Annotated in this window: 25 protein-coding genes; 10 read left to right on the top strand and 15 right to left on the bottom strand. The window is 71.0% G+C overall.

What is annotated here, in order from left to right:
- Window positions 1-4: 4 nt before the first annotated feature.
- Together ACY0MJ_RS15370 and ACY0MJ_RS15365 are read right to left on the bottom strand one after the other, a co-directional pair.
- Complete coding sequence (locus ACY0MJ_RS15370; RefSeq protein ID WP_462639366.1) at window positions 5-190, bottom strand: hypothetical protein; 186 nt, start codon at window positions 188-190, stop codon at window positions 5-7.
- A gap of 69 nt (window positions 191-259) precedes the next feature.
- The gene (locus ACY0MJ_RS15365) at window positions 260-1,741 is read right to left on the bottom strand and encodes an amidase family protein (protein ID WP_462639365.1); all 1,482 of its coding nucleotides are present in this window, start codon (window positions 1,739-1,741) and stop codon (window positions 260-262) included.
- 92 nt (window positions 1,742-1,833) lie between these two features.
- Here ACY0MJ_RS15365 and ACY0MJ_RS15360 point away from each other — a divergent pair, with 92 nt between their 5' ends.
- The 4 genes from ACY0MJ_RS15360 (at window position 1,834) to ACY0MJ_RS15345 (ending at window position 6,084) form a co-directional block, all read left to right on the top strand.
- Window positions 1,834-2,943, top strand: coding sequence for a chitosanase (locus ACY0MJ_RS15360; RefSeq protein ID WP_462639364.1), 1,110 nt, complete (start codon window positions 1,834-1,836; stop codon window positions 2,941-2,943).
- Between the two features lie 191 nt (window positions 2,944-3,134).
- Window positions 3,135-4,115: a tripartite tricarboxylate transporter substrate binding protein gene (locus ACY0MJ_RS15355; RefSeq protein ID WP_462639363.1), complete on the top strand. Its 981-nt coding sequence runs from the start codon at window positions 3,135-3,137 to the stop codon at window positions 4,113-4,115.
- Window positions 4,112-4,585 (top strand): tripartite tricarboxylate transporter TctB family protein, encoded by a 474-nt coding sequence (locus tag ACY0MJ_RS15350; RefSeq protein ID WP_462639362.1) that lies wholly within the window; start codon window positions 4,112-4,114, stop codon window positions 4,583-4,585. Before ACY0MJ_RS15355 ends, ACY0MJ_RS15350 begins: the two co-directional genes overlap by 4 nt.
- Before the next feature lie 29 nt (window positions 4,586-4,614).
- Window positions 4,615-6,084, top strand: a complete 1,470-nt coding sequence (locus ACY0MJ_RS15345; protein ID WP_462639519.1) for a tripartite tricarboxylate transporter permease — start codon at window positions 4,615-4,617, stop codon at window positions 6,082-6,084.
- Between the two features lie 3 nt (window positions 6,085-6,087).
- Here ACY0MJ_RS15345 and ACY0MJ_RS15340 read toward each other — a convergent pair whose 3' ends face one another.
- The gene (locus tag ACY0MJ_RS15340) at window positions 6,088-7,146 is read right to left on the bottom strand and encodes an Ldh family oxidoreductase (protein ID WP_462639361.1); all 1,059 of its coding nucleotides are present in this window, start codon (window positions 7,144-7,146) and stop codon (window positions 6,088-6,090) included.
- A gap of 109 nt (window positions 7,147-7,255) precedes the next feature.
- Here ACY0MJ_RS15340 and ACY0MJ_RS15335 point away from each other — a divergent pair, with 109 nt between their 5' ends.
- Complete coding sequence (locus ACY0MJ_RS15335; RefSeq protein ID WP_462639360.1) at window positions 7,256-8,518, top strand: phospholipase D-like domain-containing protein; 1,263 nt, start codon at window positions 7,256-7,258, stop codon at window positions 8,516-8,518.
- A gap of 99 nt (window positions 8,519-8,617) precedes the next feature.
- On the opposite strand, the gene ACY0MJ_RS15330 is transcribed toward ACY0MJ_RS15335, so the two are convergent.
- The 4 genes from ACY0MJ_RS15330 to ACY0MJ_RS15315 form a co-directional block, all read right to left on the bottom strand.
- The gene (locus tag ACY0MJ_RS15330) at window positions 8,618-9,265 is read right to left on the bottom strand and encodes a cupredoxin domain-containing protein (RefSeq protein WP_462639359.1); all 648 of its coding nucleotides are present in this window, start codon (window positions 9,263-9,265) and stop codon (window positions 8,618-8,620) included.
- Window positions 9,266-9,274: 9 nt separating this feature from the next.
- Window positions 9,275-9,652, bottom strand: coding sequence for a COG4315 family predicted lipoprotein (locus ACY0MJ_RS15325; protein ID WP_462639358.1), 378 nt, complete (start codon window positions 9,650-9,652; stop codon window positions 9,275-9,277).
- Window positions 9,653-9,789: 137 nt separating this feature from the next.
- Window positions 9,790-10,614, bottom strand: a complete 825-nt coding sequence (locus ACY0MJ_RS15320) for a caspase family protein (RefSeq protein WP_462639357.1) — start codon at window positions 10,612-10,614, stop codon at window positions 9,790-9,792.
- Between the two features lie 82 nt (window positions 10,615-10,696).
- Entirely contained in the window at window positions 10,697-12,523 is a 1,827-nt protein-coding gene (locus ACY0MJ_RS15315; RefSeq protein WP_462639356.1) for a caspase family protein, read from the bottom strand.
- A gap of 99 nt (window positions 12,524-12,622) precedes the next feature.
- On the opposite strand from ACY0MJ_RS15315, the gene ACY0MJ_RS15310 reads away from it, so the two are divergent.
- A complete protein-coding gene (locus tag ACY0MJ_RS15310; protein ID WP_462639355.1) occupies window positions 12,623-13,486 on the top strand; it encodes an alpha/beta fold hydrolase in 864 nt (287 codons plus the stop codon).
- Here the strand turns inward: ACY0MJ_RS15310 and ACY0MJ_RS15305 are convergent.
- From ACY0MJ_RS15305 to ACY0MJ_RS15285, 5 genes are all read right to left on the bottom strand, one after another.
- Window positions 13,483-14,760 (bottom strand): TRAP transporter large permease, encoded by a 1,278-nt coding sequence (locus tag ACY0MJ_RS15305; RefSeq protein WP_462639354.1) that lies wholly within the window; start codon window positions 14,758-14,760, stop codon window positions 13,483-13,485. The two genes, ACY0MJ_RS15310 and ACY0MJ_RS15305, sit on opposite strands and share 4 nt — an antisense overlap.
- The gene (locus ACY0MJ_RS15300) at window positions 14,757-15,293 is read right to left on the bottom strand and encodes a TRAP transporter small permease (protein WP_462639353.1); all 537 of its coding nucleotides are present in this window, start codon (window positions 15,291-15,293) and stop codon (window positions 14,757-14,759) included. The genes ACY0MJ_RS15305 and ACY0MJ_RS15300 overlap by 4 nt, the downstream gene beginning before the upstream one ends.
- A 41-nt stretch (window positions 15,294-15,334) precedes the next feature.
- The gene (locus tag ACY0MJ_RS15295; protein WP_462639352.1) at window positions 15,335-16,348 is read right to left on the bottom strand and encodes a TRAP transporter substrate-binding protein; all 1,014 of its coding nucleotides are present in this window, start codon (window positions 16,346-16,348) and stop codon (window positions 15,335-15,337) included.
- Between the two features lie 142 nt (window positions 16,349-16,490).
- Window positions 16,491-17,681: an aminotransferase-like domain-containing protein gene (locus tag ACY0MJ_RS15290; protein WP_462639518.1), complete on the bottom strand. Its 1,191-nt coding sequence runs from the start codon at window positions 17,679-17,681 to the stop codon at window positions 16,491-16,493.
- Window positions 17,682-17,719: 38 nt separating this feature from the next.
- A complete protein-coding gene (locus ACY0MJ_RS15285; RefSeq protein ID WP_462639351.1) occupies window positions 17,720-18,238 on the bottom strand; it encodes a hypothetical protein in 519 nt (172 codons plus the stop codon).
- Between the two features lie 216 nt (window positions 18,239-18,454).
- Between ACY0MJ_RS15285 and ACY0MJ_RS15280 the strand changes: the two genes are divergently transcribed.
- Both ACY0MJ_RS15280 and ACY0MJ_RS15275 read left to right on the top strand, forming a co-directional pair.
- Complete coding sequence (locus ACY0MJ_RS15280; RefSeq protein WP_462639350.1) at window positions 18,455-19,405, top strand: TAXI family TRAP transporter solute-binding subunit; 951 nt, start codon at window positions 18,455-18,457, stop codon at window positions 19,403-19,405.
- Window positions 19,406-19,423: 18 nt separating this feature from the next.
- Entirely contained in the window at window positions 19,424-21,367 is a 1,944-nt protein-coding gene (locus ACY0MJ_RS15275) for a TRAP transporter permease (protein ID WP_462639349.1), read from the top strand.
- On the opposite strand, the gene ACY0MJ_RS15270 is transcribed toward ACY0MJ_RS15275, so the two are convergent.
- The gene (locus ACY0MJ_RS15270) at window positions 21,364-21,864 is read right to left on the bottom strand and encodes a hypothetical protein (RefSeq protein ID WP_462639348.1); all 501 of its coding nucleotides are present in this window, start codon (window positions 21,862-21,864) and stop codon (window positions 21,364-21,366) included. The two genes, ACY0MJ_RS15275 and ACY0MJ_RS15270, sit on opposite strands and share 4 nt — an antisense overlap.
- 151 nt (window positions 21,865-22,015) lie before the next feature.
- Here ACY0MJ_RS15270 and ACY0MJ_RS15265 point away from each other — a divergent pair, with 151 nt between their 5' ends.
- Both ACY0MJ_RS15265 and ACY0MJ_RS15260 read left to right on the top strand, forming a co-directional pair.
- The gene (locus ACY0MJ_RS15265) at window positions 22,016-22,768 is read left to right on the top strand and encodes a dienelactone hydrolase family protein (protein WP_462639347.1); all 753 of its coding nucleotides are present in this window, start codon (window positions 22,016-22,018) and stop codon (window positions 22,766-22,768) included.
- A gap of 18 nt (window positions 22,769-22,786) precedes the next feature.
- The gene (locus ACY0MJ_RS15260) at window positions 22,787-23,221 is read left to right on the top strand and encodes a hypothetical protein (protein ID WP_462639346.1); all 435 of its coding nucleotides are present in this window, start codon (window positions 22,787-22,789) and stop codon (window positions 23,219-23,221) included.
- A 6-nt stretch (window positions 23,222-23,227) separates the two neighbouring features.
- On the opposite strand, the gene ACY0MJ_RS15255 is transcribed toward ACY0MJ_RS15260, so the two are convergent.
- Both ACY0MJ_RS15255 and ACY0MJ_RS15250 read right to left on the bottom strand, forming a co-directional pair.
- The gene (locus tag ACY0MJ_RS15255) at window positions 23,228-23,476 is read right to left on the bottom strand and encodes a hypothetical protein (protein WP_462639345.1); all 249 of its coding nucleotides are present in this window, start codon (window positions 23,474-23,476) and stop codon (window positions 23,228-23,230) included.
- 160 nt (window positions 23,477-23,636) lie between these two features.
- Window positions 23,637-24,293: an ankyrin repeat domain-containing protein gene (locus ACY0MJ_RS15250; protein WP_462639344.1), complete on the bottom strand. Its 657-nt coding sequence runs from the start codon at window positions 24,291-24,293 to the stop codon at window positions 23,637-23,639.
- Window positions 24,294-24,366: the final 73 nt, after the last annotated feature.

Here is a 24,366-nt window from a genome sequence, read left to right as displayed (position 1 = left end):
CGCTTCAGTGGCGGCCGCCGCGGCCGAGCAGCCACTCGACCAGCACCACGGCGGCGGCGATCGCCAGCGTCCACAGCGCCACCGAAGGCGACACCCAGTTCTGGGCGTAGGCATCCGACGCGCGCGTGTACGCCTGCAGCGCCAGCTCCGCGCCCTGCAGCCACACGTCGTCGGGAAGGAGGTCCGCCATGCCATCAACTTAGCACCGCGCAGGCCTGCTGCATCGGCCTTTCGGGGGGGGCGGGTGTGCAGGAGTTGCTCAGCCGAGGGGTGGCGTACTCGGCGGCGGCCGGCGCACCTGCGCTGCCTGCTCGAACGCATGCGCGAGCGCGAGCAGCTTCGCTTCCTGGAAATCGGTCGCCAGCAGTTCCGCGCCGACGGGCACGCCGAGCGGCGCGCTCGCCGTCGGCGCGGAGAAGCCCGCGGGGAATGCGATGGCCGGGAAGCCGGTGCCGTGCGAGAGCATGCCGTTGCGCTCGGGCTGCTCCGGCTCGCCGAGCGGCACGACCAGCACGCGCTGCAGCGGATGGAGCAGCGCATCGAGGCGGTGCCGCGCCATGTGCGAGGCGAGCAGGATGCGCAGGCGCTCGCGGTTGCGCAGCCGCCGCAGGTAGTCCGGGTGGTCCAGGCCGTTCTCGATCGCGATCTCCGCTTCCATGGTGCGCTGGATCTCGGGCACCGCCGTGCGGGTGGCCACGAGCTGCCGGAAGCTCGTCACGGGTTGGCCGGGGCCGAGCGCCTCGAAGTAGGCGTCGAAGGCGGCGCGGGCTTCCCAGCGGTCGGTGCCGACATCGGCGGCGAGTTCGTCGAGCCCGTCGATCGCGAGCCGCAGCACGGTGGCGCCCTGCGCCTCCATCGTGCGCACGGCCTGCGCCATCACGCGGTTCACTTCGGCATGCCGGGCCTCGCGGCCGGACATGTTCTCGAGCCAGCCGATGCGGGCGCCGCGCAAGGCATCGGGCCGCAGCGCGTCGGCGTAGCTGGCCGGGACGTGGCCGACACCGAGCGCCGTCACCGGGTCCTGCGGATCGAAGCCCGCCATCGCGTCGAGCATCAGCGCGGCCTCGCGCACGGTGCGCGTGATCGGCCCCACTTCGTCCTGCGTGAGGCTGTTGGGCATGATGCCGGCGCGGCTCACCAGCCCGCGCGTGGGCCGCAGGCCCACGAGGCAGCAGGCCGAGGCGGGCGAGCGGATCGACTGGCCGGTGTCGCTGCCGGTGCCGAGCACCGCGAACTCCGCCGCGATCGCCGCGCCCGTGCCGCCGCTGCTGCCGCCCGCGCTGCGCGTGAGGTCGTACGGGTTGCGCACCTGCCCGCCCAGGCTGCTCACCGACACGCCGCCGCGCGCGAACTCCTGCAGGTTGGCCTTGGCCAGCAGCAGCGCGCCGGCCGCGCGCAGGCGCTGCACCACGAAGGCGTCGCGGCGCGGCTGCGAGTGGCGCATCGCGATGTTGCCGCCGGTGGTGGGCAGGTCGTGCGTGTCGAAGTTGTCCTTGAGGACCAGCGGCACGCCATGCAGCGGGCCGACGTCGCCGCGGCGCGCGCGGTATTCGGCTTCCAGGCGCCGCGCCTCCTCCATCGCCCGCGGGTTCACCGTGATGAGCGACTGCAGGGACGGGCCCTGGCGGTCGTAGGCCGCTATGCGCGCGAGGCTGTGCTGCGCGAACTCGGCGATGCCGAGGCGGCCTTCGCGCCAGGCCGCGTGCAGGCCGTCGATCGTTGCATTGTTCACGCGCGCCATTATGAAGAGCCAGGGTCCCTACGCCATCGGGCCGATGGCGCGCGCGGGGCCCCTGCCTATCCTGAATCGAAGCAACCCCTTGGGAGACGGCGATGAGCGATGTCTACAGCATGGGCCTCCCGTGCAGCGACTGCGGCGAACGCAGGCACGACCTGGAGGCGAACGGCCAGCACGTGGTGGACTGCCGCGAGGACCCCACCCTGCCCGGCTGGTGCATCCTGCGCTACACGCGCATGGCGCGCGCGGCGCCGGCGGCGCCGGAGTGGCTCACGGCCACGCAGGCGCAGGCGGCGAAGGCGATCGTCAACCTGTTCGAGACCGGCAGCGTGCGCGGCCACTACGGCGCCGTCGCCGTGCTCCCCGGCGACACGGGCCGGCTGACCTTCGGCCGCTCGCAGGCCTCGCTCGGTTCCGGCAACCTGCACCTGCTCGTCGAGCGCTATTGCGGCACCGTCGGCGCGCGCTTCGGCGCCCGCCTGCGCGCATGGCTGCCGGCGCTGGCGGCGCGCCACGCCGCGGCCGACACCGACATCAAGCTGCACAACCTGCTGCGCGCCAGCGCCGACGACCCGGTGATGCGCGACGTGCAGGACGCCTTCTTCGACGAGCTGTTCTGGGACCCGGCCGTGCGCGCTGCGGCGCGCCTGGGCGTGCGCTCGCCGCTGGGCGCCGCCATCGTCTACGACGGCTGGGTGCACGGTTCGTGGACCTCGCTGCGCGACCGCACCAACGCGGGCGGCACGCTGGGCGACCTGGGCGAACACGAATGGCTGCGCCGCTACGTGCGCCTGCGCCGCGAGTGGCTGGCGACGCATCCCAACGCGCTGCTGCGCGCCACCGTGTACCGCATGGACGCCTTCCAGCGCCTGATGGAACAGGAAGCCTTGGGCCTGCCCCTGCCCCTGGTGGTGCGCGGGGAGGAGATCTCCGTCGCGACGCTGGCCGCGCTGCCGCCGGGCTGCTACGACGGCCCCGAGCCCGGCACGCGCGAGCTCTCCGTGCAGTCGCCGCTGCTGCGCGGCCTGGACGTTCGGCTGGTGCAGCTGGCCCTGTCGGACCAGGGCTGCGACATCCGCGCCGACGGCATCTTCGGCAACGGCACGGCGCGCTTCGTGCGCGCGCTGCAGCGCACGAGCGAGCTGCCCGAGACGGGCGTGGCGGACGTGGGACTGATCCAGAAACTGATCGCGATGGAGGCCTGAGGGAGCTGGGGTTCGCTGCGCTCACCGCCAGCCTACGAGGGCGCGAACCTTCGTAGGCTGGCGGTGAGGCGAAGCCGAACCCCAGCTACCTCGACAGAAAGACTTCATGGGTTCTCCCTAGGACGCGTTGGCGGCGCCCGCGGCTAGATTGGCCGGGCGCAACTTCCCACGCGACCCAAGGAGACACCCGCATGACCCGTCCTTCCCGCCGCCTGCTGCTCGCCGGCCTCGCCGCCGCGGCGCTGGCCGCCACCGCACTGCCCGCCGCCGCGCAGAACTACCCGAACCGGCCGATCCAGCTGATCGTGCCCTGGGGCGCCGGCGGAGGCACCGATGCCACCGCGCGCATCCTCGCGAGCCTCATGGAAAAGGAACTGGGCCAGCCGGTCAACGTGGTGAACCGCACCGGCGGCAGCGGCGTCGTGGGCCACGCGGCCATCGCTTCGGCGCCGCCCGACGGCTACACGATCGGCCTGGCGACCGTGGAGATCGGCATGATGCACTGGCAGGGCCTGACGGACCTGACCGGCGCCTCGTACACGCCGATCGGCCTGGTCAACGCCGATCCCGCCGGCGTGCAGGTGCGCGCCGATGCGCCGTACAAGACGGTGCAGGACCTGCTGGCCGCCATCAAGGCCAATCCGGGCAAGTTCAAGGCTTCGGGCACCGGCCAGGGCGGCATCTGGCACCTGGCCATCGCGGGCCTGCTGCGCGACCAGAAGATCGATCCGCACGCCGTCGCCTGGGTGCCCAGCAACGGCGCCGCGCCCGGCCTGCAGGACATGCTGGCGGGCGGCATCGACATCGCGCCGGTGTCCCTGCCGGAAGCGCGCTCGCTGATCGACGCCGGCAAGGTCAAGAGCCTGGCCGTCATGAACGACACGCCCGCGTCGCTCTACCCGAACGTGCCGACGCTCAAGGCCGCGATCGGCAGCAACTGGACGATGGCGGCCTGGCGCGGCATCGTCGCGCCCAAGGGCATCCCGAACGACGTGCGCGACAAGCTCGCGGCCGTGGTCCGGAAGACCGCCAACAGCAAGGAATACCGCGACTTCATGGCGAGCCGCGGCTTCGGCGTCATCTACGCCGGGCCGGAGGAGTTCGGCAAGTTCATGGCCAAGTCCGACGCCGACCTGGGCGCGACGATGAAGGCCGTGGGCATCGCGAAGTGAAGATCAACGACGCGGTCTTCGGGCTGCTGCTGATGCTCCTGGGTGGCGCCGTGCTGGTCGCCATCCAGGGCTATCCCAAGATCCCCGGCCAGCCGGTCGGCCCGGCGCTGTTCCCCGGCCTCATCGCCGGCGGCCTGTGCATCACGGGCGTGCTGCTGGTGGCCAGGGGCCTGCGGTCGCGTGCCGGCCAGCCGTGGCTGGCGTGGGACGACTGGGTGCGCTCGCCGCGCCACATCGCCGCGCTGGCCGTGCTGCTCGCCTCCATCGTCTTCTACATCCTGGCGTCGGACCTGCTCGGCTTCCTGGTCGTCGCGCCGCTGATCCTGCTGGCGCTGTTCCTGGTGCTGCGGGTGCGGCCGTGGCACGCCGTCGGCATCGCGATCGTCGCGACGCTGGTGGTGCACTTCGCCTTCTACAAGCTGTTGCGCGTGCCGCTGCCCTGGGGCGTGCTGAAAGGGTTTGCCTGGTGAACGAATCCGCCCTGCTGCAGGCCTTCGCCATGGTGTTCGAGCCGGGCACCATCGTGGCGATGGTGCTGGCCTCGCTGTTCGGCCTGTTCGTCGGCGCGGTGCCGGGGCTCACGGCCACGATGGCCACGGCGCTGCTGGTGCCGGTCACGTTCTTCATGCCGCCGATCACGGCGATCGCCACCATCGTCACGGCGACGGCCATGGCGATCTTCTCCGGCGACATCCCCGGCTGCCTGCTGCGCATCCCCGGCACGCCCGCCTCGGCCGCCTATACGGACGAAGCCTATGCCATGACCCGCAAGGGCGAGGCGGAAAAGGCGCTCGGCGCCGGCCTGGTCTTCTCCGCCGTCGGCGGCCTGTTCGGTACCGCGGTGCTGATCCTCGCGGCGCCGCTGCTGGCCGAAGTCGCGCTGCGCTTCAGCTCCTTCGAATACTTCTGGCTGGTGCTGCTGGGCCTGACCTGCGCCGTGTTCATCACCAGCGAGCATCCGCTCAAGGGCGTCGTGACGCTGCTGCTGGGGCTGCTGGTGGCCTGCGTGGGCCTCGGCAACCCGGCGGGCTTCCCGCGCTTCACCTTCGGCAGCGCGGAGATGACCGGCGGCATCGGCATGATCTCCATGATGATCGGCATGTTCGCGATCTCGGAGGTGATCCGCTACGTGGTGGACACCAGCCCGCCCGCCGAACTGGTGGTGGAGAAGGTCGGCAACGTGATGAAGGGCCAGTGGGAACTGGCGAAGAAGTACCCGGTGCAGATCCTGCGCGGCAGCACGCTGGGCACGGCCGTCGGCGCGCTGCCCGGCGCCGGCGCCGACATCGCGGCCTGGATCTCGTACGCGATGAGCAAGAAGTTCTCGAAGGAGCCGCAGAAGTTCGGCACCGGCCACGTCGAGGGCATCGTGGAGTCCGGCTCCGCCAACAACAGCGCGCTGGCCGGCGCCTGGATCCCGGCCCTGGTGTTCGGCATCCCCGGCGACTCGATCACGGCCATCGTGATCGGCGTGCTCTACATGAAGAACATGAACCCGGGGCCGACGCTGTTCACGACCAACCCGCAGAACATCTACGCGGTGTTCCTGCTGTTCATCATCGCGAACATCATCATGGTGCCGCTGGGCATCCTGTGCATCAAGGTCGCCCGCCGCATCCTGAAGGTGCCGCGCAACATCCTGATGCCGCTGATCCTGCTGTTCTGCATCGTGGGCACCTTCGCCATCAACAACTCGATCTTCGAGGTGACGGTGATGCTGGTGGCGGGCGTCGTCGCCTGGCTGCTGGAAGCCAACCGCTTCCCGATCGCGCCGGCGATCCTGGGCGTGGTGCTGGGCGGGATGCTGGAGGAGAACTTCATCACCTCCATGATCAAGTCCGACGGCAACCTCGGTGCCTTCTTCGAGCGGCCGATCGCGGCGGGGCTGGCCGTGGTGACGCTGCTGGTGTGGTTCCTGCCGCCGGTGCTGAGGATGCTGCGCCTGCGGCGGCCGGAGGTTCCGGCGTAGGCGTCACACGGCTTCAGGCATCCCCACCTTCAGCTTCTCCGCCCACGGCTGCAACGCCTCGATCACGCCGGGGTGCAGCGTGACGCCCTCCTCCCGCTGGCGCTGCGCGAGCGCGTAGCCCCGCTCGCCGGGCAGGCGCACCGTCTCGCCCGCACGCGCGGGGCGCGAGGCGCGGCACTGGCGCGCGACCTCGTCCATCTGCCGCACGAAATCGGCGCGGCCGCCGAAGGCCGCCGGGTCGATGATCTGCAGGAACACGGTGGCGCCCCAGCCCTGCTTCGGGTCCGCGCGGCCGAAGCCGGCGAGGCCGCCGGTCAGCGCCTCCACCATCAGCGAGAGGCCGTAGCCCTTGTGCCCGGAGTCCAGCCCGCCGAGCGGCAGGATCGTGCCCTTGGGTTCCTGCACCAGCACCGCCGGGTCGTCGCTCGGGCGCCCGTGGCCGTCGATCAGCCAGGGCGCGGGCAGCTTGCCGCCCTCTTCGCGCAGGCGCCCCGTGAGGCCGTTGGTGGTGGCGGACGTGGAGATGTCCGTCACGATGGGCGCGCCGCTGGTGGGAATGCCCACGGAGACCGGGTTGGGCGTGAACACCGGGTCCAGCCCGCCGAAGGGCGCGACGCTCGCGGAGTTCGCGTCCGACGAGGCGAGGATCATCATCAGCCCCTGCGCGGTCGCGCGCTCGTGGAAGGCCGCGAGGCAGGCGATGTGGTGCCCGTGGCGGATCACCACCGTGCCGGTGCCGCAGCGCTTCGCCATCGCGGTCGCCTTCTTCATCGCCTCGAGCACGAGCCACGGGCCCGGCAGGCGGCGCCCGTTCCAGGTGAGCGCCGCGGGCGTCTCGTTCAGCACGTGCGGCTGGCCTTCGACGTTCATGGAGCCGGAGGTGACCTCGCGCAGGTAGGACGGCAGCAGCTGCAGCCCGTGCGTCGTATGGCCGAGGAGGTCGCCCTCCACCAGGATTTCCGCCACCGGCTCGGCCTTCTCGTCGGGCATGCCCGCGGCCGCGAGCAGTTGCCAGGCGAAGGCGTGGAGGCGGGAGGCGTCGTAGCGGGGCGTCGAAGGCATGGGCGCAGTCTAGCGGCGGCCTGCGAACACCTCGTTACGGACAACCCCTAGCGTGCGCAGCGCCACCCACAATGCCCCTTCCTCCACGGCAGAGCTTTCCCCGCATCGCATGTTCGACCACGTCTGGCCCTGGCTCTCCGCCGCGATCGTCGCGCTGCTCGTGGTGGTCATCTGGTCGATCCGGCGGCACCGCAGCCCCAGGCTGCAGGTGCAGACCGACGCGGGCATCGCCGAACTGGTGCCCTCGCTGTCGGGCCTCACGCTCGGCACCGCCGTCGGCGGCAACGCGGTGGAGGTGCTGGAGAACGGCGCCTTCTTCGACCTGCTGGAGCAGCGCATCGCCGCCGCGCGCAAGTCGGTGCACTTCGAGACCTTCCTCTGGAAGCCGGGCCGGCTCGCCGACCGCATGGCCGCCGCCTTCATCGAACGCGCCCGCGCCGGCGTGACGGTGCGCGTGATGCTCGACGCGCAGGGCTCGCGCCGCATCGCCGACGACATGGTGGAGCGCATGCGCGAGGCGGGCTGCAAGGTGAAGTTCTTCCACAAGCGCTCGATCTACACCATCGGCGTGCTGAACGACCGCGACCACCGCAAGATCTGCATCGTCGACGGGCGCGAGGCCTTCGTGGGCGGCCACTGCATCACCGACGACTGGCTGGGCGACGCCGAGGACCACGAGCACAACTCCGACGTGAGCGTGCGGCTGCACGGCCCGATCGTGCACAGCCTGCAGGGCTGCTTCAGCGAGAACTGGGCGGGCGCGACGGGCGAGCTGTTCGTCGGCGACGACTTCTTTCCGGCGCTGGAGCCGGCCGGCGACGTGTGCATCCACGCGGCCTACCTGAAGCCGGAGAACTCGGCCCCGGCCGTGAAGATCCTGCACCACACGGCGCTGTGCCTGGCGCGCCGGCGCATCTGGATCCAGAACCCCTACTTCATCCCCAAGGACGAGGCGATCCAGGCCATGGGCGCCGCCGTGCGGCGCGGCGTGGACGTGCGGGTGCTGATGCCGGCCACGAGCGGCTCCGACGCGCCGATGGTGCAGCACGCCGGGCACCGGCATTTCGAGACGATGCTCAAGTTGGGCGTGCGGCTGTTCGAATACCCGCACACGCTGCTGCACCAGAAGATCATGACCATCGACGGCTGCTGGAGCGCCGTCGGCTCCGCCAACTTCGACGACCGCTCCTTCGACACCAACGACGAGATCACGCTGGGCATCCTCGACGAGGGTGTCGCGGCGAAGTTCGACGCGATCTTCGAGAAGTACGCGGCGCGGGCGACCGAGATCGAGCTGGGGAAGTGGAGGAAGCGGGGCTGGCTCCACAAGCTCAAGGACAACGCGGCTTACATGCTCAACGACGTGCTGTGATGCTGGGGTTCGCTGCGCTCACCGCCAGCCTACGGGACCCGTCAACGAACGGGCGGCTTCGTAGGCTGGCGGTGAGCGCAGCGAACCCCAGCAAAGCCCCTACACCCTCCGCCTCCGCGGCACCACCTGCAACTGCATCGTCGCCGCCGCCGGCGCGGTGGTCAGCACCATCTGCTGCGGCGGCAGATCGAGCAGCTGGTCCGCGTGCCACACGCGGATGCGCACCGGCCCTTCCGGCACCGCCTCGAAGCTCGCGTGGCCATCCGGCCCGCTCACCGCCGCCCAGGGCGTGTCGCTCACGAACACGTGCGCCTTCATCGACGCGTGCAGGTGGCAGCCCAGGAGCACGGCGCCCGGCTTGTCGAAGCGCGCCTCCACGGCGTGCGCGGGCTGGCCCGGCTTGCGGCCGTCCAGGCGCAGTTCGAAGCCGCCGCTGGCGGCCGCGTCGAAGTTGGTGATGCCCGCGGCGCTGGCGCGCACGTGGTGCTCCCAGGGATCGTTGTTGACGAAGGTGGCCTGGGCCCCCGCGGCGACGAGCGACACCGCCGGCACGAAGCGCATCTTCTCCTGCACGATGGTCACCTTCGTGGGCAGCGGCCTGGGCGCGCCGGGCGCGGCGGGCGCCAGCACCACGACGGCGTCGGGCACCGGCTTGCCTTCCTTGTCCAGCACCGTCACCTTCAGCGCGCCGGCCTGCGCGGCCAGCGTGAGCGCGGCCAGGGCCAGCGCGATGAGCGAACGCTTCATGCCCGTGCCTCAGCGGATGACGTGCCAGACCTTGTTCTTGTTGTCGCCGTACTTGTCGCCCGGCTCCTGGTCCTCCGGCCAGGTGTAGAGCGGCCAGCCCTTGTAGGCCCACTGGCGCTTGCCGTCGTCGCGCACGACGATGGTGTAGTCGCCATGGGCGCGGTCCGACGCGCTCGCGAGGAACGGCGGCCAGTTGATCGCGCACTGCCCGTTGCACGAGGAGCGGCCGCTGCCGCGGGCGTCGCGGTCGAACGTGTAGAGCGTCATGCCCTCGGGGTTGACCAGCACGCCTTCGCGCATCGTGGCCGGGGCGCCGCCGGTGGACAGGGAGGCGCAGCCCGCCAGCAGCGACAGCGGCAGGGCGATGGCCAGGACGAGTTTCTTCATAGCCTTGTTCTCCTCAGGCCCGCAACACGAGGCCTGTCCTGGATTAACGCTCCGCGCTCGCGTCTATTCCAGTTGCGCCGGGAACAATTTGGCACAAACCCGCGAAAAAGCGGGCGGCCGTTGCCCGCCCGCCGCCCTCAAGGCTCGCCGAAGGGCCGCATCGCCTCGAAGTCCTGGTCGGAGGCGCCGGTGAGGAAATAGTTCGGGTGCTGGCGCCCACCCTGCATCGCCTGCAGGATCCGCGCGTGCAGGTCGCGGTGCGAGCCGCGGAAGGCGCCGCCGTTCCAGACCTTGAGCAAGGCCTCGGTGAAGGCGCCGTTGCGCGGGCCGTCGTAGGACAGCTCGTGGTCCTGGCAGCCGGAGACCAGGATCACGCTGGCCGGCACGGTGGCCTGCTCCGCGGGCCCGGCCACGTACTGCAGCGAGTCGTACATCGACCGGTGCTGCTCGTAGACCTGCAGCGCCCGCGGCCACTCGATCCACTTGGCCGCGTACTCGGCGCGGGCCGGCTGCGGCAGCGCGCGCGTGAACATGGCGCGGGCGACCGTGCCGCTGTGGCAGCTGTCGGACAGCACCAGGATGCGCACGCCCTTGCGGAAGCGCGACCAGGCGACGTGCAGTTCGTCGTCCAGCAGCATGCGGTCGTAGAGGCACCAGGTCTCGTCCAGCATGTCGTCCTTCTCGTCCGAGGTGACGTCCGGCACCTGGCCGCCGTGGCCGGAGTACGTGAGCAGGAAGCGGTCGCCGGCGTGCAGCTGCTGCGCCGCGTCGTACAGCTCCGCCAGCACGGCCGCCGAGGTGGCCTCGGCCGACAGCAGGCACTTCGCGCCGTAGCCCTGGCTGCGCGCGATGGCCTCCATGTCGCGCGCATCCTGTTCGCAGGCGTTGAGCCTGCCGTCCCAGCCTTCGTAGCCGGCGGGATCGACGGTGTTGAGTCCGAGGGAGAGGGAGCGATCGGGCATGGAAGCCTCCTGCGGTCGTGGGCGATCCAATCTAGGCGCGCCGGCGCCGCCTCGCATCGCTCGGAAGGCTTAGGCCGGATCCCTAGCCGGCCGCACGCAGCCCGGGGATCGCCTCCTTGCGGCGCACGTCGGCACAGTGCAGCTGCGGGTTCTGCGGCTCGGCGACGACGCTCGCGATGCGCTCGGCCGCGCGCCGGATCAGCTGCTCGAAGTCCAGCGGCGCGCTCCTGGGCGCGCGCGCCGCGTCGCGCAGCACGCTGCACACGCTGTACGTGAAGGCGCCGAAGGCCGTGACGCCGTGGCGGTACTCGTAGGCCAGCTCGCCCTCGGCGCACGCTTCCAGCATCACCGGCACGTAGGGACCCTGGTGGTCGTTCGCCTGCTTCGCGGCGCGGTACTGGCGCGCCGACGGCGTCCACAGGCTGGTGCCCCGGCCCATGCGCCGCTTGCTGCCGTTCTCGCCCAGCCAGGACTTGCGGTCGCCGGCGCGCGCGAGCTTGCGCTCCTCCTCGCGCGTCACGCGCGCCAGCTGCACGCGCGGCAGCCACATCTGGCTGGCGGCGTCCCAGCGCAGCATGCGGTGGCGGATGTCGTCGGGCGGCGCGAGGCCGCGGGCGCGCAGCGCGCTGCCGCGGGCCATGCCGCCGGCGTGGCAGCAGTCCAGCATCATCGTGAACTGGCAGCCGTAGGGCAGCTGGCCGTACAGCGCCGCGAGCGCGTCGTCGGTGATGCCTTCGCTGCGGCTCCAGTCGAAGTCCCAGGGCACCAGGCACTCGTCGAGGCGGTCCACTTCCGAGTCGGCGCCGTAGGCGGGCACCTGCGCGCCATGGCCGGCGAAGAAGAAGAACAGCTGGTCGCCGTCGCGCGCGTCCTCCAGCAGCCACTGCAGGCGCTCGCGGATGCCCTGCGCGGTGGCGCGTTCGTTGAGCGCGACGCGGATGCCGTCCGGCGGGAAGCCCAGCTCCTGCAGCGCGGCGCTGACGGCGAACACGTCGTTCACCGGCCCCTCCAGCCGGTTGGCCGGATCGGGATAGTCGGCCACGCCCACCAGCACCGCCTTGCGCTGGAGCGCCGCCGGCTTCGCGCGCGCGGCGACACGCGCGTGCTGCTCCGCGAGGTTCGAGGGGCGCGCGCCGGCGGCGGGCAGCGCCCGGCCGCGCGGCGCGCTGGCCGCGAGGTCCTGCCACACCGACAGCGCCGTCTGCTCGTGCGCGAGGTAGCGACGCGCATCGTGGTCGGCGTAGCCGGCGATGTCGAAGAAGGTGTCGACCTGGCGGAAGCGGGCCGACGCGGGCAGGCCCACCGGGCAGGTGAACACGTCGTCCTCGCGGTTGTACAGGTGCCACCAGAAGCGGCATTGCGCGAGCGGCTCGATGCGGCCGCCGAACACCGAGCGGACGGCGGGGTTGCCGATCTGCGAGCCGAGCGTGACGAAGCTCAGGTCCGCATCGAGCGTGCCGCCGGCGACCTCGTCGCGCCGCAGCGTGTCGTAGGCGATGAGCGAGCCCAGGCTGTGGGCCAGGATCACGTCGGGCTGCATCTGCTGGATGGCCGCCGCGAGACGCTGGCGCAGCTGCGCGCGCAGGTCTTCCAGCGCGACCCACTGCGCGATCATCCCGGCGGTCCAGCGCACGGCGTCGAGCGCGGACGCCAGCCCGCCGCGCGAGCGCAGGCGGTCGGTGATGCCGTAGAACAGGCCGCTGGCCGAGAGGCGGTACAGCGCCTCGATCACCTCCGGCGCGCCCAGCGGCGCGGCCTCGAACAGGTCGTCGTAGGCGAGGAACTCGATGGTCGGCGCGAGGCCCGGCCGCCAGGCGCCGAGTCCGGCCAGCACGGCCTGCTGCCATTGCGGCTTCCAGTCCGCCTTGGCGTCGCCGTGGCCCACGCCGTGGATCGCCAGGATCTGCATGCCCCCTCCCCTGCCGGGCTGCGCGCGCCGGCAAGCGCAACATAGTGGGCCGGCGCGCGCGGCGCAACTCCCGCACGCCAGGCGGCGACAATGGCGGGCATGTCCTCCACCGTGCTGCCTCCCCTGGAATCCGACCTCCCCGAAGCTGCCCTGCGCGTGCTCGCGCAAGCGAGGCGCCGCGCCACGCCCTGCGGCGACGGCGAACTCGTGTGGCACGCCTGGGGGCGGGAAGGCGACGCGCCGCTGGTCCTGCTGCATGGCGGCAGCGGCAGCTGGACGCACTGGATCCGCAACGTGGAGGCGCTGGCCGCCACGGGCCGGCACGTGCTGGTGCCCGACCTGCCCGGCTTCGGCGACTCCGCGCGGCCGCCGCAAGGCCAGGATGCCGACGGCGTGGCGCCGGCGGTCGCGCAGGGCCTGGTCGACCTGGGCTGCGCCGAGGCGGTCGACGTGGTCGGCTTCTCCTTCGGCGGGCTGTGCGGCGCGCTGATGGCCGCCGCGCAACCGGAACGCGTGCGCCGCCTCGTGCTGGTGGGCGCGCCGGGCCTGGGCCTGCGCAGCAAGCGCCTGCCGCTCACGTCCTGGCGCGAGCAGCCGACCGAGGAAGGACGGCGCGCCGCGCACCGCAGCAACCTCGCCACGCTGATGATCGCCGACCCCGCGAAGATCGACGCGCTGGCCGTGGACCTGCAGGCCGCCAATGTCCCGCGTGATCGCATGCACCGGCGCAAGCTGGCGTTGACGGACCTGCTGCTGCAGACGCTGCCGAGCTTGCGGTGCCCCGTCGATGCCATCTATGGAGCGAAGGACGCGCTGTATGTCGAGAGCCTGGATCGGCTGCAGCCCTGCCTGGAACGCGCGCCTTGCTTCGGCCGGCTGGAGCTCATTCCGGAGGCGGGGCACTGGGTGCAGTACGAGGCGCCGGAGCCGTTCCTGCGCAGCCTCGCCGCCATCCTCTCCTAGAACAGCAGGTTCGGCAGCACCAGCGACACCCAGGGCACGTAGGTCACGATCACCAGGAAGGCCAGCAGCACCATCATCCAAGGCAGCGCGGCCCGCGCGACCTGCATGATGGACATGCCTGTGATGCCCGAGGTGACGAACAGGTTCAGTCCCACGGGTGGCGTCACCATGCCGATCTCCAGGTTCACCACCATGATGACGCCCAGGTGCACCGGGTCGATGCCCAGGCGCGTGGCGATGGGGAACAGGATGGGCGCCAGGATCAGGATGATGCCGGTCGGCTCCATGAACATGCCGGCGACGAGCAGCAGCACGTTCACCACCAGCAGGAACTGCCAGGGCGGCATGCCCATCGCGACGATCTGCTCGGCGATCGCCTGCGGGATCCGCTCGGTGGTCAGCACGTGCGCGAACAGCAGCGCGTTGGCCACGATGAACATCAGCATCACCGTGACCTTGCCCGAGTCCACCAGCACCTTGGGCACGTCGCGCATGCGCAGGTCGCGGTAGACGAACACGGCGACCACGAACGCGTAGACCGCCGCCACGGCCGCGGCCTCGGTCGGCGTGAAGATGCCGCCGTAGATGCCGCCCAGGATGATCACCACCAGCAGCAGGCCCCAGATGGAGTCGCGCGCCGAGCGCAGCACCTCGCCCAGCGTGGCGCGGGGCAGCCGCGGCAGGTTCACCATGCCGCCGCGGACGTAGATCGCGGACATCAGCATCAGCCCGAGCAGGACGCCCGGGATCACGCCCGCCATGAACAGGCGCCCGACCGAAGTCTCGGTGGCGGCCGCGTAGACCACCATCACGATCGAAGGCGGGATCAGGATGCCCAGCGTGCCCGCGTTGCAGATCACGCCGGCGGCGAAGCCCTGCGGGTAGCCCGCGCGCACCATGCCGCCGATCACGATGGACCCGACCGCGACCACCGTCGCCGGGGAGGAGCCCGACACGGCGGCGAACAGCATGCAGGCCATCACCGAAGCCATCGCCAGGCCGCCGCGCAGGTGGCCGACGCAGGCGTTGGCGAAGCGGATCATGCGGCGCGCCACCCCGCCGGTGGTCATGAAGGTGCCGCCCAGGATGAAGAAGGGGATCGCCAGCAGCGTGTAGGCCTCGGACGTCTCGTACAGCTTGAGCGCCAGCGAGGCGAGCGAATCGTGCGCGAAGATCAGGATGGTCAGGATCGACGAGAGGCCCAGCGCCACGGCCACGGGCACGCCGAGGGCCATGAACACGAACAGCATGACGAACAGCGCGGTGACCGTCATGCGCCCGCTCCCGGTTCGACCTGGTCCTGGCGCAGCTTGAGCGCCTCGCCGGTCTCGTCGGCCAGCAGGTGCGCCTGCTGCCCGGAGATCACCCGCCACAGCACCTGCGCGAAGCGGAACGCCAGCAGCAGGAAGCCCAGCGGCAGGACGATCCGCGGGATCCACTGCGGCACCGGCAGGTCCTGCATCAGCACGCCCACGTCGTACATCTTGTACGCGTACTGCCAGCCGCCCCAGGCCACGACCAGGGCGTAGCCTATGCACAGGATGGCGGCGATGCCGGCGACCACGCGGGCGGTGCGCGGCCCGAGCAGGCGCACCGCGGCGTCCACGCCGATGTGCGCGCCGACGCGCACGCCGTAGGACATGCCGATGAAGATCAGCCACGCGAACAGCACGCCGGTGAGCTCCAGCGCCCAGACGAAGCTGTAGTGGAAAAGATAGCGGGCGACGACCTGCGCGAAGGTGATGACCGTCATCACCGCCATCAGGAACGCGACCAGGAATTCTTCGAGTTGTTCGAGCCAGCGCATGCGGGGGGCGGAGCGGGCCCGCGGCGCGGGCCCTGCCGTCCTCAGGTGTTCGCCTTGGCGGCCGCCTGGATCAGGTCGCGGCCGATCTCACCTTCGAACTGCTTCCACACCGGTTCCATCGCCTTGCGCCAGGCGGCGACGTCGTCCTTGCCCAGCTTCTGGATCTTCGCCTTGCCGGCCTTGGCGATCTTCTCGCGGTCGGACTCGTTGATGTCGTTGGCGATCTTGTTGCCGAACTTCGTGGCCTCCGCCATCGCCTCGGACACGCCCTTGCGCACGTCCGCCGGCAGGCCGTCGAACCACTTGACGTTGGTGACGACCATGTAGTCGATGACGCCGTGGTTGGTCTCGGCGATGGTCTTCTGGACCTCGTGGAACTTCTGCGACCAGATGTTGGACCAGGTGTTCTCCTGGCCGTCCACCACGCCGGTCTGCAGCGCCTGGTACACCTCGGAGAAGGCCAGCTTCTGCGGGTTGGCGCCCAGCGCGCGGAACTGCGCCTCCAGCACGTCCGAGGCCTGGATGCGGAACTTGAGGCCCTTCACGTCCTCCGGCCGCACCAGGCGGTCGCGGTTGGTGGACAGCTGCTTCATGCCGTTGTGCCAGTACGCCACGCCGCGCAGGCCGCGGCTGGTGATGGAGTTGAGCAGCCCCTGGCCGACCGAGGAAGCCTGGAAGCGGTCCACCGCCTCCAGGTCGTCGAACAGGAAGGGCAGGTCGTAGACCTGCAGCTTCTTGGTGTAGCGGTTGAACTTCGACAGCGAGGGCGCGATGAAGTGCACGTCGCCGAGCAGCAGCGCCTCCATTTCCTTGGCATCGCCGAACAGCTGCGAGTTGGGGAAGACCTGCACCTGGACCTTGCCGGGCAGCTTCTTCTCCGCCAGTTCCTTGAACTTGAGCGCGGCCTGCCCCTTCGGCGTCTGGTCCGCCACCACGTGGCTGAACTTGATGACCATGGGGGATTGCGCCCGCGCCATGAAGGGAAGCGCGGCGGCCGCGGCGGCCGATGCGGCCGTCACGAGCACGCGACGCCTTGGCTGGGAAATGGGGGCCATGTCGTCTCCTTTGCTCGTCGATGCGCCGGACCACGCCCGGCTGGAAGCCGGTTTATACATTGGGAGAAATGTTTTGCGTCGGTCGCGGCCTAGGGGCTTCTACCGGCAAGAGGGGTTCTCCCGATGCCCCTCCGGGGAACCCCTAGAGGGCCTTGCCGAGCCGGGCCGCGCCCTCGCGGATGCGGTCCACGTCCGCCGTGGCGAAGCTCAGACGCAGGGTCGCCGGGTCCGGGTCGCGGGCGAAGAAGGGCGCGCCCGGCACGAAGGCCACGCCCTGCTCGATCGCCCGCTTGGCGAATTCGCCGGCATCCCGGACGCGCCCGCCGGCGCCGGTCAGGCGCGCCCAGAAGAACAGGCCGCCCTGGGGCGCGGTGAACTCGATCGCGTCGCCCAGCTCCTGCTTCAGCGCGTCCGCCATCGTGCGGGCCCGCTCGGCATACGTCTGGCGCACGGTGCGCAGCGTCTGCGGCATGCGCCCGCTCTTCAGGTACTGCGCCGCCGTCGCCTGGGCGAATGTGCTGGTGTGCGCGTCGCTGAATTGCTTGCACATCGTCGCCCGGGCCAGCAGCTCCTGCGGGGCCACCAGCCAGCCGACCCGCAGGCCGGGGCTGAGCACCTTGCTCATGCTGCCGCAGTGCGCGATCCAGGCGCGGCTGCCCGGCACCTCCTGCGACAGGGCCAGCAGGCTGGGCGGCGGCGGCTCGCCGAAATAGAGATCGCCGTAGGGATCGTCCTCGACGACCAGCACCTGGTGCTTCACGGCCAGCTCCAGGATGCGCCGGCGGCGCTCCAGCGTCAGCAGCGCGCCGCTCGGGTTGCCGAAGGTGGGGATCAGGTAGACGAACTTCGGCCGGTGCTCGACGATCAGGCGCTCCAGCTCGTCGACCTTGACGCCGTGCGCGTCGATGGGCGCGCTCTGCACGTCGGCGCCGTAGAGGCGGAAGCACTGGATGGTGGCCAGGAAGGTGGGGCCCTCGACGATCACCTTGTCGCCCTCGCCCACCATCGTCTTGCCCAGCAGGTCGAGCGCCTGCTGGCTGCCGGTGGTGACGATCAGGTCCTGCGCCTGCAGGTCGGCCACGCCCTTGGCCCGCTCGAACGCGGCGAGCTGGGCGCGCAGCGGCTCGTAGCCCTCGGTGGCGCCGTACTGCAGCGCCCCGCCGGGCTCCTCCTGCAGGGCGCGCTGCGAGGCCTCGCGCAGCCCCTCGACATCGAACATCGCGCTGTCCGGAAAGCCCCCGGCGAAGCTGATGATGCCGGGCTTGCCCAGCAGCTTGAAGAGTTCGCGGATGGCGGAGGTTTCGACCTTGTCGAGGCGGGGGGCGAAGTTCAGGGGCATGGAAGCGATCGGTGGGACGGCAAACCGCGAGCTTAGCGCGGCTTGTCTTCCCGCTCGCCGGCGTCGATCTCCGGCGAGGCGATCGGGCGGTCGTCGTCGACGACTTCCAGGCGGCGCTGTTCGCCCCAGCCCTGCGAGGCCATGGCGCGCTCGGGAGCGGCGGCCTGGCGCTCGGCGACGATGTCGCGCAGCGGCGGCTGGCCGGAGCGCTGCACCAGGTTGATGTCGCGCGCCTCCATGCCGTGCAGGACGGCCTGCGCGTGCGCGGCCGCGTCCTCGTCGGCGGCTTCCACCAGCACCACGTACAGCCCGCGCTCCACGGCACTGGCATAGGTGTCGGCATGCGGCGTGTGCTGGCCGGTGCCGAACAGGCGTTCGAAGAAGGAGAACTTTCCGACGACGTCGCGGTCGCGCGCCTCCGCCATCGGCGTGCCGTCGGGGTGGCGGTGCTCCATGTGCACCTGGCTCCGGTCGAACCCGGCCTGCACCAGGCGGTCCACCGCCTGCTCGGCGAGTCCGCGGTCCTCGAAAGTACAGATGGCGGTATGCATGTGGCTCTCTCCTTGCAGCACTGCCTTCGATTGGGCCGCCCCGCCCGAGGGGCGGGCGTCGTCTGCGGGAGCGGCGCCGGGTAGGCGCCGGACGACGCCACGGCCCCGCTGGGCCGCCCTAGGGAAAGCACGCAGGCGCGGGCTTGCGAGGTTGACGGCGGCCGCCGCTTCCTTCAAGTTCTGGCCTTCGTTGTCAGCCCCCTCTCAGGAGACATGATGAAGCTTTCGAAGTCCACGCGCATCGCCCTCGCCCTGGCCGCCGGCATGGCCTCGGCCCTCCCCGCCGCCGCCCAGCAGGTGACGATGATGACCGGCCCGCAGGGCGGCTCCTGGATTCCGCTCGGGGGTGCGCTCAAGCACATGTGGGAACAGGCCGTGCCCGGCCTGCAGATCCAGCAGACGCCCGGCGCGGGCGTCGCCAACGTGCGCGGCGTGGACGAGGGCAAGGCCCAGATCGGCTTCGCCAACTCGGCCAGCACGGTCGACGGCTTCGCGGGCCGCCCGCCCTATACCAAGAAGGTCACCAAGGTCTGCCAGGTCGCCAACCTGTACCCGCAGTACTTCCAGGTGGCGGCGCTCGCCGACTCCGGCATCAACTCCTATGCCCAGCTCAAGGGCAAGACCCTGGTCACGCAGCCCAAGGGCAACACCTCGGAAGTGCTGACCGGCGAAATCCTCAAGCTCAACGGCCTGTCCTACCAGTCGCTCGCCAAGGCCAACTTCCAGGCCTCGTACACCGACGCCGTGGCGATGATGAAGGACGGCCACGCGCAGGTGATGACGCTGGGCACCACGGCCCCGGCCTCGGCCGTGATGGACCTCGCCAGCGCCCGCGACATGCACCTCGTGCCGGTGGACGACAAGACGATGGCCGCCCTGCGCAAGGAGAACCCCGGCTACCAGCGCCTGATCATCAAGGCCGGCACCTATCCCAAGCAGGACAAGGACGTCCCCGTGATCGGCTACTCCACGCACATCGTGGCCGCCTGCGACCTGCCCGAGGACGTGGTCTACAAGATGACCAAGGCGATGGCGCAGAACGTGTCGACGATGGCCGCGGTGGTCAAGCCCATCGCCGGCCTCACGCCCAAGGACATGGCCGCCGACATCGGCGTCCCGCTGCACAAGGGCGCCGCGAAGTTCTACAAGGAAGCCGGCGTCCTCTGACGCCCGCCGGGAACCGGAGTGAGCATCCCCCCGACCGGCGCAGTCGTTTCCGACGAAGTCCAGGCGACGGCACCCACCTCCCGGGTGCTCGCCGCCGCGGTCACCCTGGTGGCCGTGGGCATGTCGCTGTTCCACATGTACGTGGCGGGCTTCGGCCCGCCCGAGGCCCTCATCTTCCGGGGGCTGCACCTGCTGTTCGCGCTGACGCTGGTGTACATGCTCTACCCCATGCGCCGCGGCGGCGGCGTGGCCTGGCGCGTGCTCGACGCCGCGATCATGGTCGCGGGCTGGAGCTTCGTGCTCCACATCTTCATCAACTACGACTACTTCATCAACCGCATCATCTACATCGACGACCTGACCCTCTGGGACAAGGTGTTCGCGGTGGTGTCGGTGATCGTGGTGCTGGACGCCACGCGGCGCGTGATCGGCTGGGCGCTGCCGCTCACGGCCATCGTGTTCCTCGTGTACGCCGTCTTCTTCACGCAGGTGAAGGGCCAGGTGCTGATGGAGCAGCTGTACCTGTCGACCGAAGGCATCTTCGGCTCCACGCTCGGCGTGTCGGCCAGCTACGTGATGCTGTTCGTGCTGTTCGGCGCCTTCATGGAACGCAGCGGGACGGGCCAGCTGTTCATGGACTTCGCCATGTCCATCACCGGCCACACGGCCGGCGGCCCGGGCAAGGTGGCCGTGGTGTCGTCCAGCCTGTTCGGCACCGTCTCGGGCAGCGCGGTGGCCAACGTGATGGTCGACGGCCCGATCACCATCCCGCTGATGAAGCGCACGGGCTTCCGCCCGCCCTTCGCCGCGGCGGTGGAGTCGGTCGCCTCCACCGGCGGCCAGATCATGCCGCCGGTGATGGGCGCGGCCGCCTTCGTGATGGCGGAATTCCTGGCGGTGCCCTACGCGCAGGTCGCGCTGTGGGCGCTGGTGCCCGCCATCCTGTACTACGTGGGCGTGTTCCTCGCGGTGCACTTCGAGGCCAAGCGCCACAAGCTCGCCGGCGTCCCGCGTTCGGAGCTGCCGCGCCTGCGCGACGTGATGATCATCCGCGGGCACCTGTTCATCCCCATCCTGATCGTGCTGTTCGCGCTGATGCTGGGCTATTCCGCCCCGCTGGCGGCGCTGGTCGGCGCGCTGTCGTGCCTGCCGCTGGCGCTGATGCGCGCGACCACGCGCAAGGGGATCGGCTGGCGCAGCGTGCTCGAGGCGCTGGTGGACGGCGCCCGCAACACGCTGGCCGTGGCGATGGCCTGCGCCTGCGCCGGCATCGTGATCGCGGTGGTCACCATCACCGGCCTGGGCATCACCTTCACCGACATGGTGATCAACCTGGCGCAGAGCTCGCTGGTGCTGGCGCTGGTCCTCACGGCGATGGCGGGCATCGTGCTGGGCATGGGCATGCCGACCACGCCGGCGTACATCGTGATGGTGTCGCTGCTGGTGCCGGCGCTGGTGAAGCTGGGCGCGGCCACGCCTGCGGCGCACATGTTCGCCTTCTACTTCGCCATCCTCTCGGCCATCACCCCGCCGGTGGCGCTCGCGGTGTTCGCGGCGGCGGGCCTGGCCAAGACGGACCTGTGGAGTTCCGGCTGGGAGGCGGTGCGCATCGCCGCGCCCACCTACATCGTGCCCTTCATGTTCGTGTACGAGCCCTCGCTGCTGCTCATCGGCGACTGGACCACCATCGTCACCTCCTTCGTCTCGGCGACGCTGGGGGTCATGTGCTTCGCCGCCGCACTGCAGGGCTACCTGGCGGGGCGCGACGCGAAGATGTGGGAACGCGTCCTGCTGATCGCGGCGGCCGTGCTGCTGATCAAGCCCGGCTACATCACCGACGCGATCGGCCTGGCGCTGCTGGGCCTCGTCTACGCCACCAACCGCTGGATCGCCGCGCCGGCGGCGGCGCCGGTCACGCCCACAGTCGTGCCGGAGGAGCCGGCCGAGTCGGGACAGCCCTAGAGCGGCTTGTCCTGGTCGGCGTAGCGCAGGCCCGGCGCGCGGTCGAGCTCCGGGTCGCGCAGGTCCGGCCCGGTGGTCGGGCTGAGCGCCACCAGGTCGCGCAGCGGCGGCAGTTCGTGCCGGTGCACCACGGCCAGGTCGCCGGCGCGCATCCCCTGCAGCAGAGCGCGGGCACGCTCGGCGCCGGCCTCGTCCGGCGCGTCCACCACCACCACGCAGCTGCCGCGGCGCACGTGGTCCGAATAGGTGTCGACCTGGCCGGACGAGTTGTCGCGGCCGAGCAGGCTCGCGAAGAAATGGCCGAACGAGGACAGCACGCCGCGGTCCACCGCCACCTCGCGCTCCAGCCCGTCCCAGGCGTCGTTGGCCTCGCGGCCCTCGCTGGTCTGCCGGTCTTCCACGTGGATGTCCTCGCGCGCGAAGCCCGCGCGCACCAGTTCGTCCACGGCGGCACGGGCGCGGTCCCGGTCGGTGAAGGCACAGAGGGCGGTATGCATGGCGTGTTCCCCTTTCGTTCCACTCCCTCCTGTTTAGGTCGGCCGCAGGCCGGCCGCTGTCGTCCCGCCGGGCTGCGGCAAGTAGGTGCGGGACTACCCTGAGCCGCCGCCCCCGCGGCCGTGCCATGCTGGACGGCGCAGGAGGCGCAGCATGATCGAGAGACACCCCGACATCCCCACCGCGGACGGCGCGATGAACAGCTTCGTCGTGCACCCGGAGGAAGGCGGCCCGCACCCGGTGGTCCTGTTCTACATGGACGCGCCGGGCAAGCGCGAGGAACTGCACGACATGGCGCGCCGGCTCGCGAGCGTGGGCTACTACGTCGTCCTCCCCAACCTCTACTACCGCCGCACGCGCGAGTTCGAGCTGAAGGAGCGCACGCCCGAGGGCATGAAGCCGATGTTCGAGCTCATGGACAGCCTCGTCAATGCGATGGTGGTGCGCGACACGCAGGCCATGCTGAAGTTCATCGCCGGCGAGGCGGCGGCGGACGCGGACCGCGTGGGCGCGGTCGGCTACTGCATGAGCGGCCCCTTCGTGTTCGCCGCGGCGGCGGCCTTGCCCGAGCGCATCCGCGCCATCGCTTCCATCCACGGCGCGCGCATGGTGACCGACCGCGACGACTCGCCGCACCGCATGGCCTCGCGCATCCGCTGCGAGACCTATGTCGCCTGCGCCGAGACCGATCCCTGGGCGCCGCCGGACGCCATGGCTCGACTGCAGGCCGCGCTCGACGCCGCCGGCACGCCCTACCGCCTGGAGTGGTATCCCGGCGCGCAGCACGGCTTCGTCTTCCCGCGCCGCGCCGGCATCTACGACCGCGCCTCGGCCGAGCGCCACTGGGAGCGCCTGTTCGCCCTGTTCGGGCGCAACCTGAAACCGCTGGCGCCCGCAGTGTCATGACATTACACTGCCCCTCACATGTCGCACGGCACCAGCATCCTGGTCGCGGACGTCCCCGAATCCTTCGAGGCTTTCCGCGATGCCCTCACCAGCAACCACACGCTGGTGCATGCGAGCACGTTCGCGCAGGCCAAGGCGGCCCTGGCTGAACATCCCGCGCTGGTGGTGTGCGGCTGCCACTTCGAGGAAGGCCGCATGTACGACGTGCTGCGCTACCTCAAGGCCCTGCCCGGCTACGGCAACGTGCCCTTCCTCGCGGTGCGCTGCGTGCCCGGCGAACTGCTGGACGACGCGCTCTACGAAAGCGTGAAGATCGCGGTGCGCGCGCTGGGCGGCAACGCCTTCGTCGACCTGCTGCGCTGGCAGCGCCGCTGGGGGCCGGCGGAGGCTTCGCACCGCCTCACCCGCCTGGTGGACACGCTCGTGGCCGCCAGCCCCGGCGACACCGGCTGATCCCCCTCACGCCTGGAGCACGGTGACGGGGCGGCCCAGGCGCTGCGCCGCCTCCGCCAGCAGGCGCTCGCGCTCCCCGGGCGCCAGCGCGCCGGACAGCCGCCGCAGGTCCAGCAGCACCGGCTCGCGCGGCCACGACGCGCTGTCCACCTGCAGCACCTGCAGCAGCGACAGCAGCCGGCCCAGCCGCGCCTCTCCCGAAACCACCACGCAGGTCCGGCCGGCCTCGTGGGTGACCCTGACATCGAAACTCATGCCGGTCCACTTTGGGCCTCCCGCGCGAAATGGCGTGTGCAGGAATGCTGGCGGGGAGTCTTGAAACGCTTGTTGCGCCGCCGGCGGCGCGCACACCGCTTGTTGCGGCTGCTTACCGGCGGAAGTCGCGGAAGGATGCCCGCGCTGAGTCTCGCAGCGGTTACGGCTGCAGGAGTTCCGCGAGCGCGCGGTGATCGAGCTCGCGCGCGATGTCGGCAGCGGTCTTGCCGCGGTCGTCGCGCAGGCCGCGGTCGGCGCCGCTGTCGAGCAGCACGCGGGCCGCGTCCTCGTGCCCGTAGCCGGCCGTCCACATGAGCAGCGTGAGCCCGTGGTCCAGGCGCGCGTTGACCGGCGTGCCGGCGCGCAGCAGCTCGCGCAGGCAGCCGGCGCAGCCCTGGCCCGCCGCGTAGATCGCCGCGTTCTTCTTCACGCGATCGAGCGGCTCGGTGCGAGCGCCGGCGGCGAGCAGGCTGCGCACGATCTCGGGTTTGCCGGCGTACGCCGCCGACATGAGCGGCGTGACGCCGGCGAGATTCGCCAGCTGCACGTCGGCGGAGGCGCGCAGCAGCACGTCGACCAGCTCGGCATTGCCGCGCACCGCCGCCATGTTGAGGGGGGAGTCGCCGTTGCGGTCGCGCGAGTTCACCTGCGCGCCCTGGGCCAGGAGCTGCGCCACGCGCGGCACCAGGCCCGCGCGCGCCGCCAGCACCAGCTGGCCGTTGACGTTGATCTCGCCGGCGCCGCGCTGGGCGTGCCCCGGACCGGCCGCCGCGCAGAACAGCAATGCGACCGCGATGCGCCTGAAGGTGGATTCCATGGGGACCTCCTTGTGCCTGGCAGGCGAAATCATGATACTGGCTGCGGCTCATGGCCAGCCCGACGCTTGCGCG

This window comes from Ramlibacter sp. bp-362, assembly GCF_054956735.1.
This window is presented reverse-complemented; position numbering and strand designations above follow the sequence as displayed.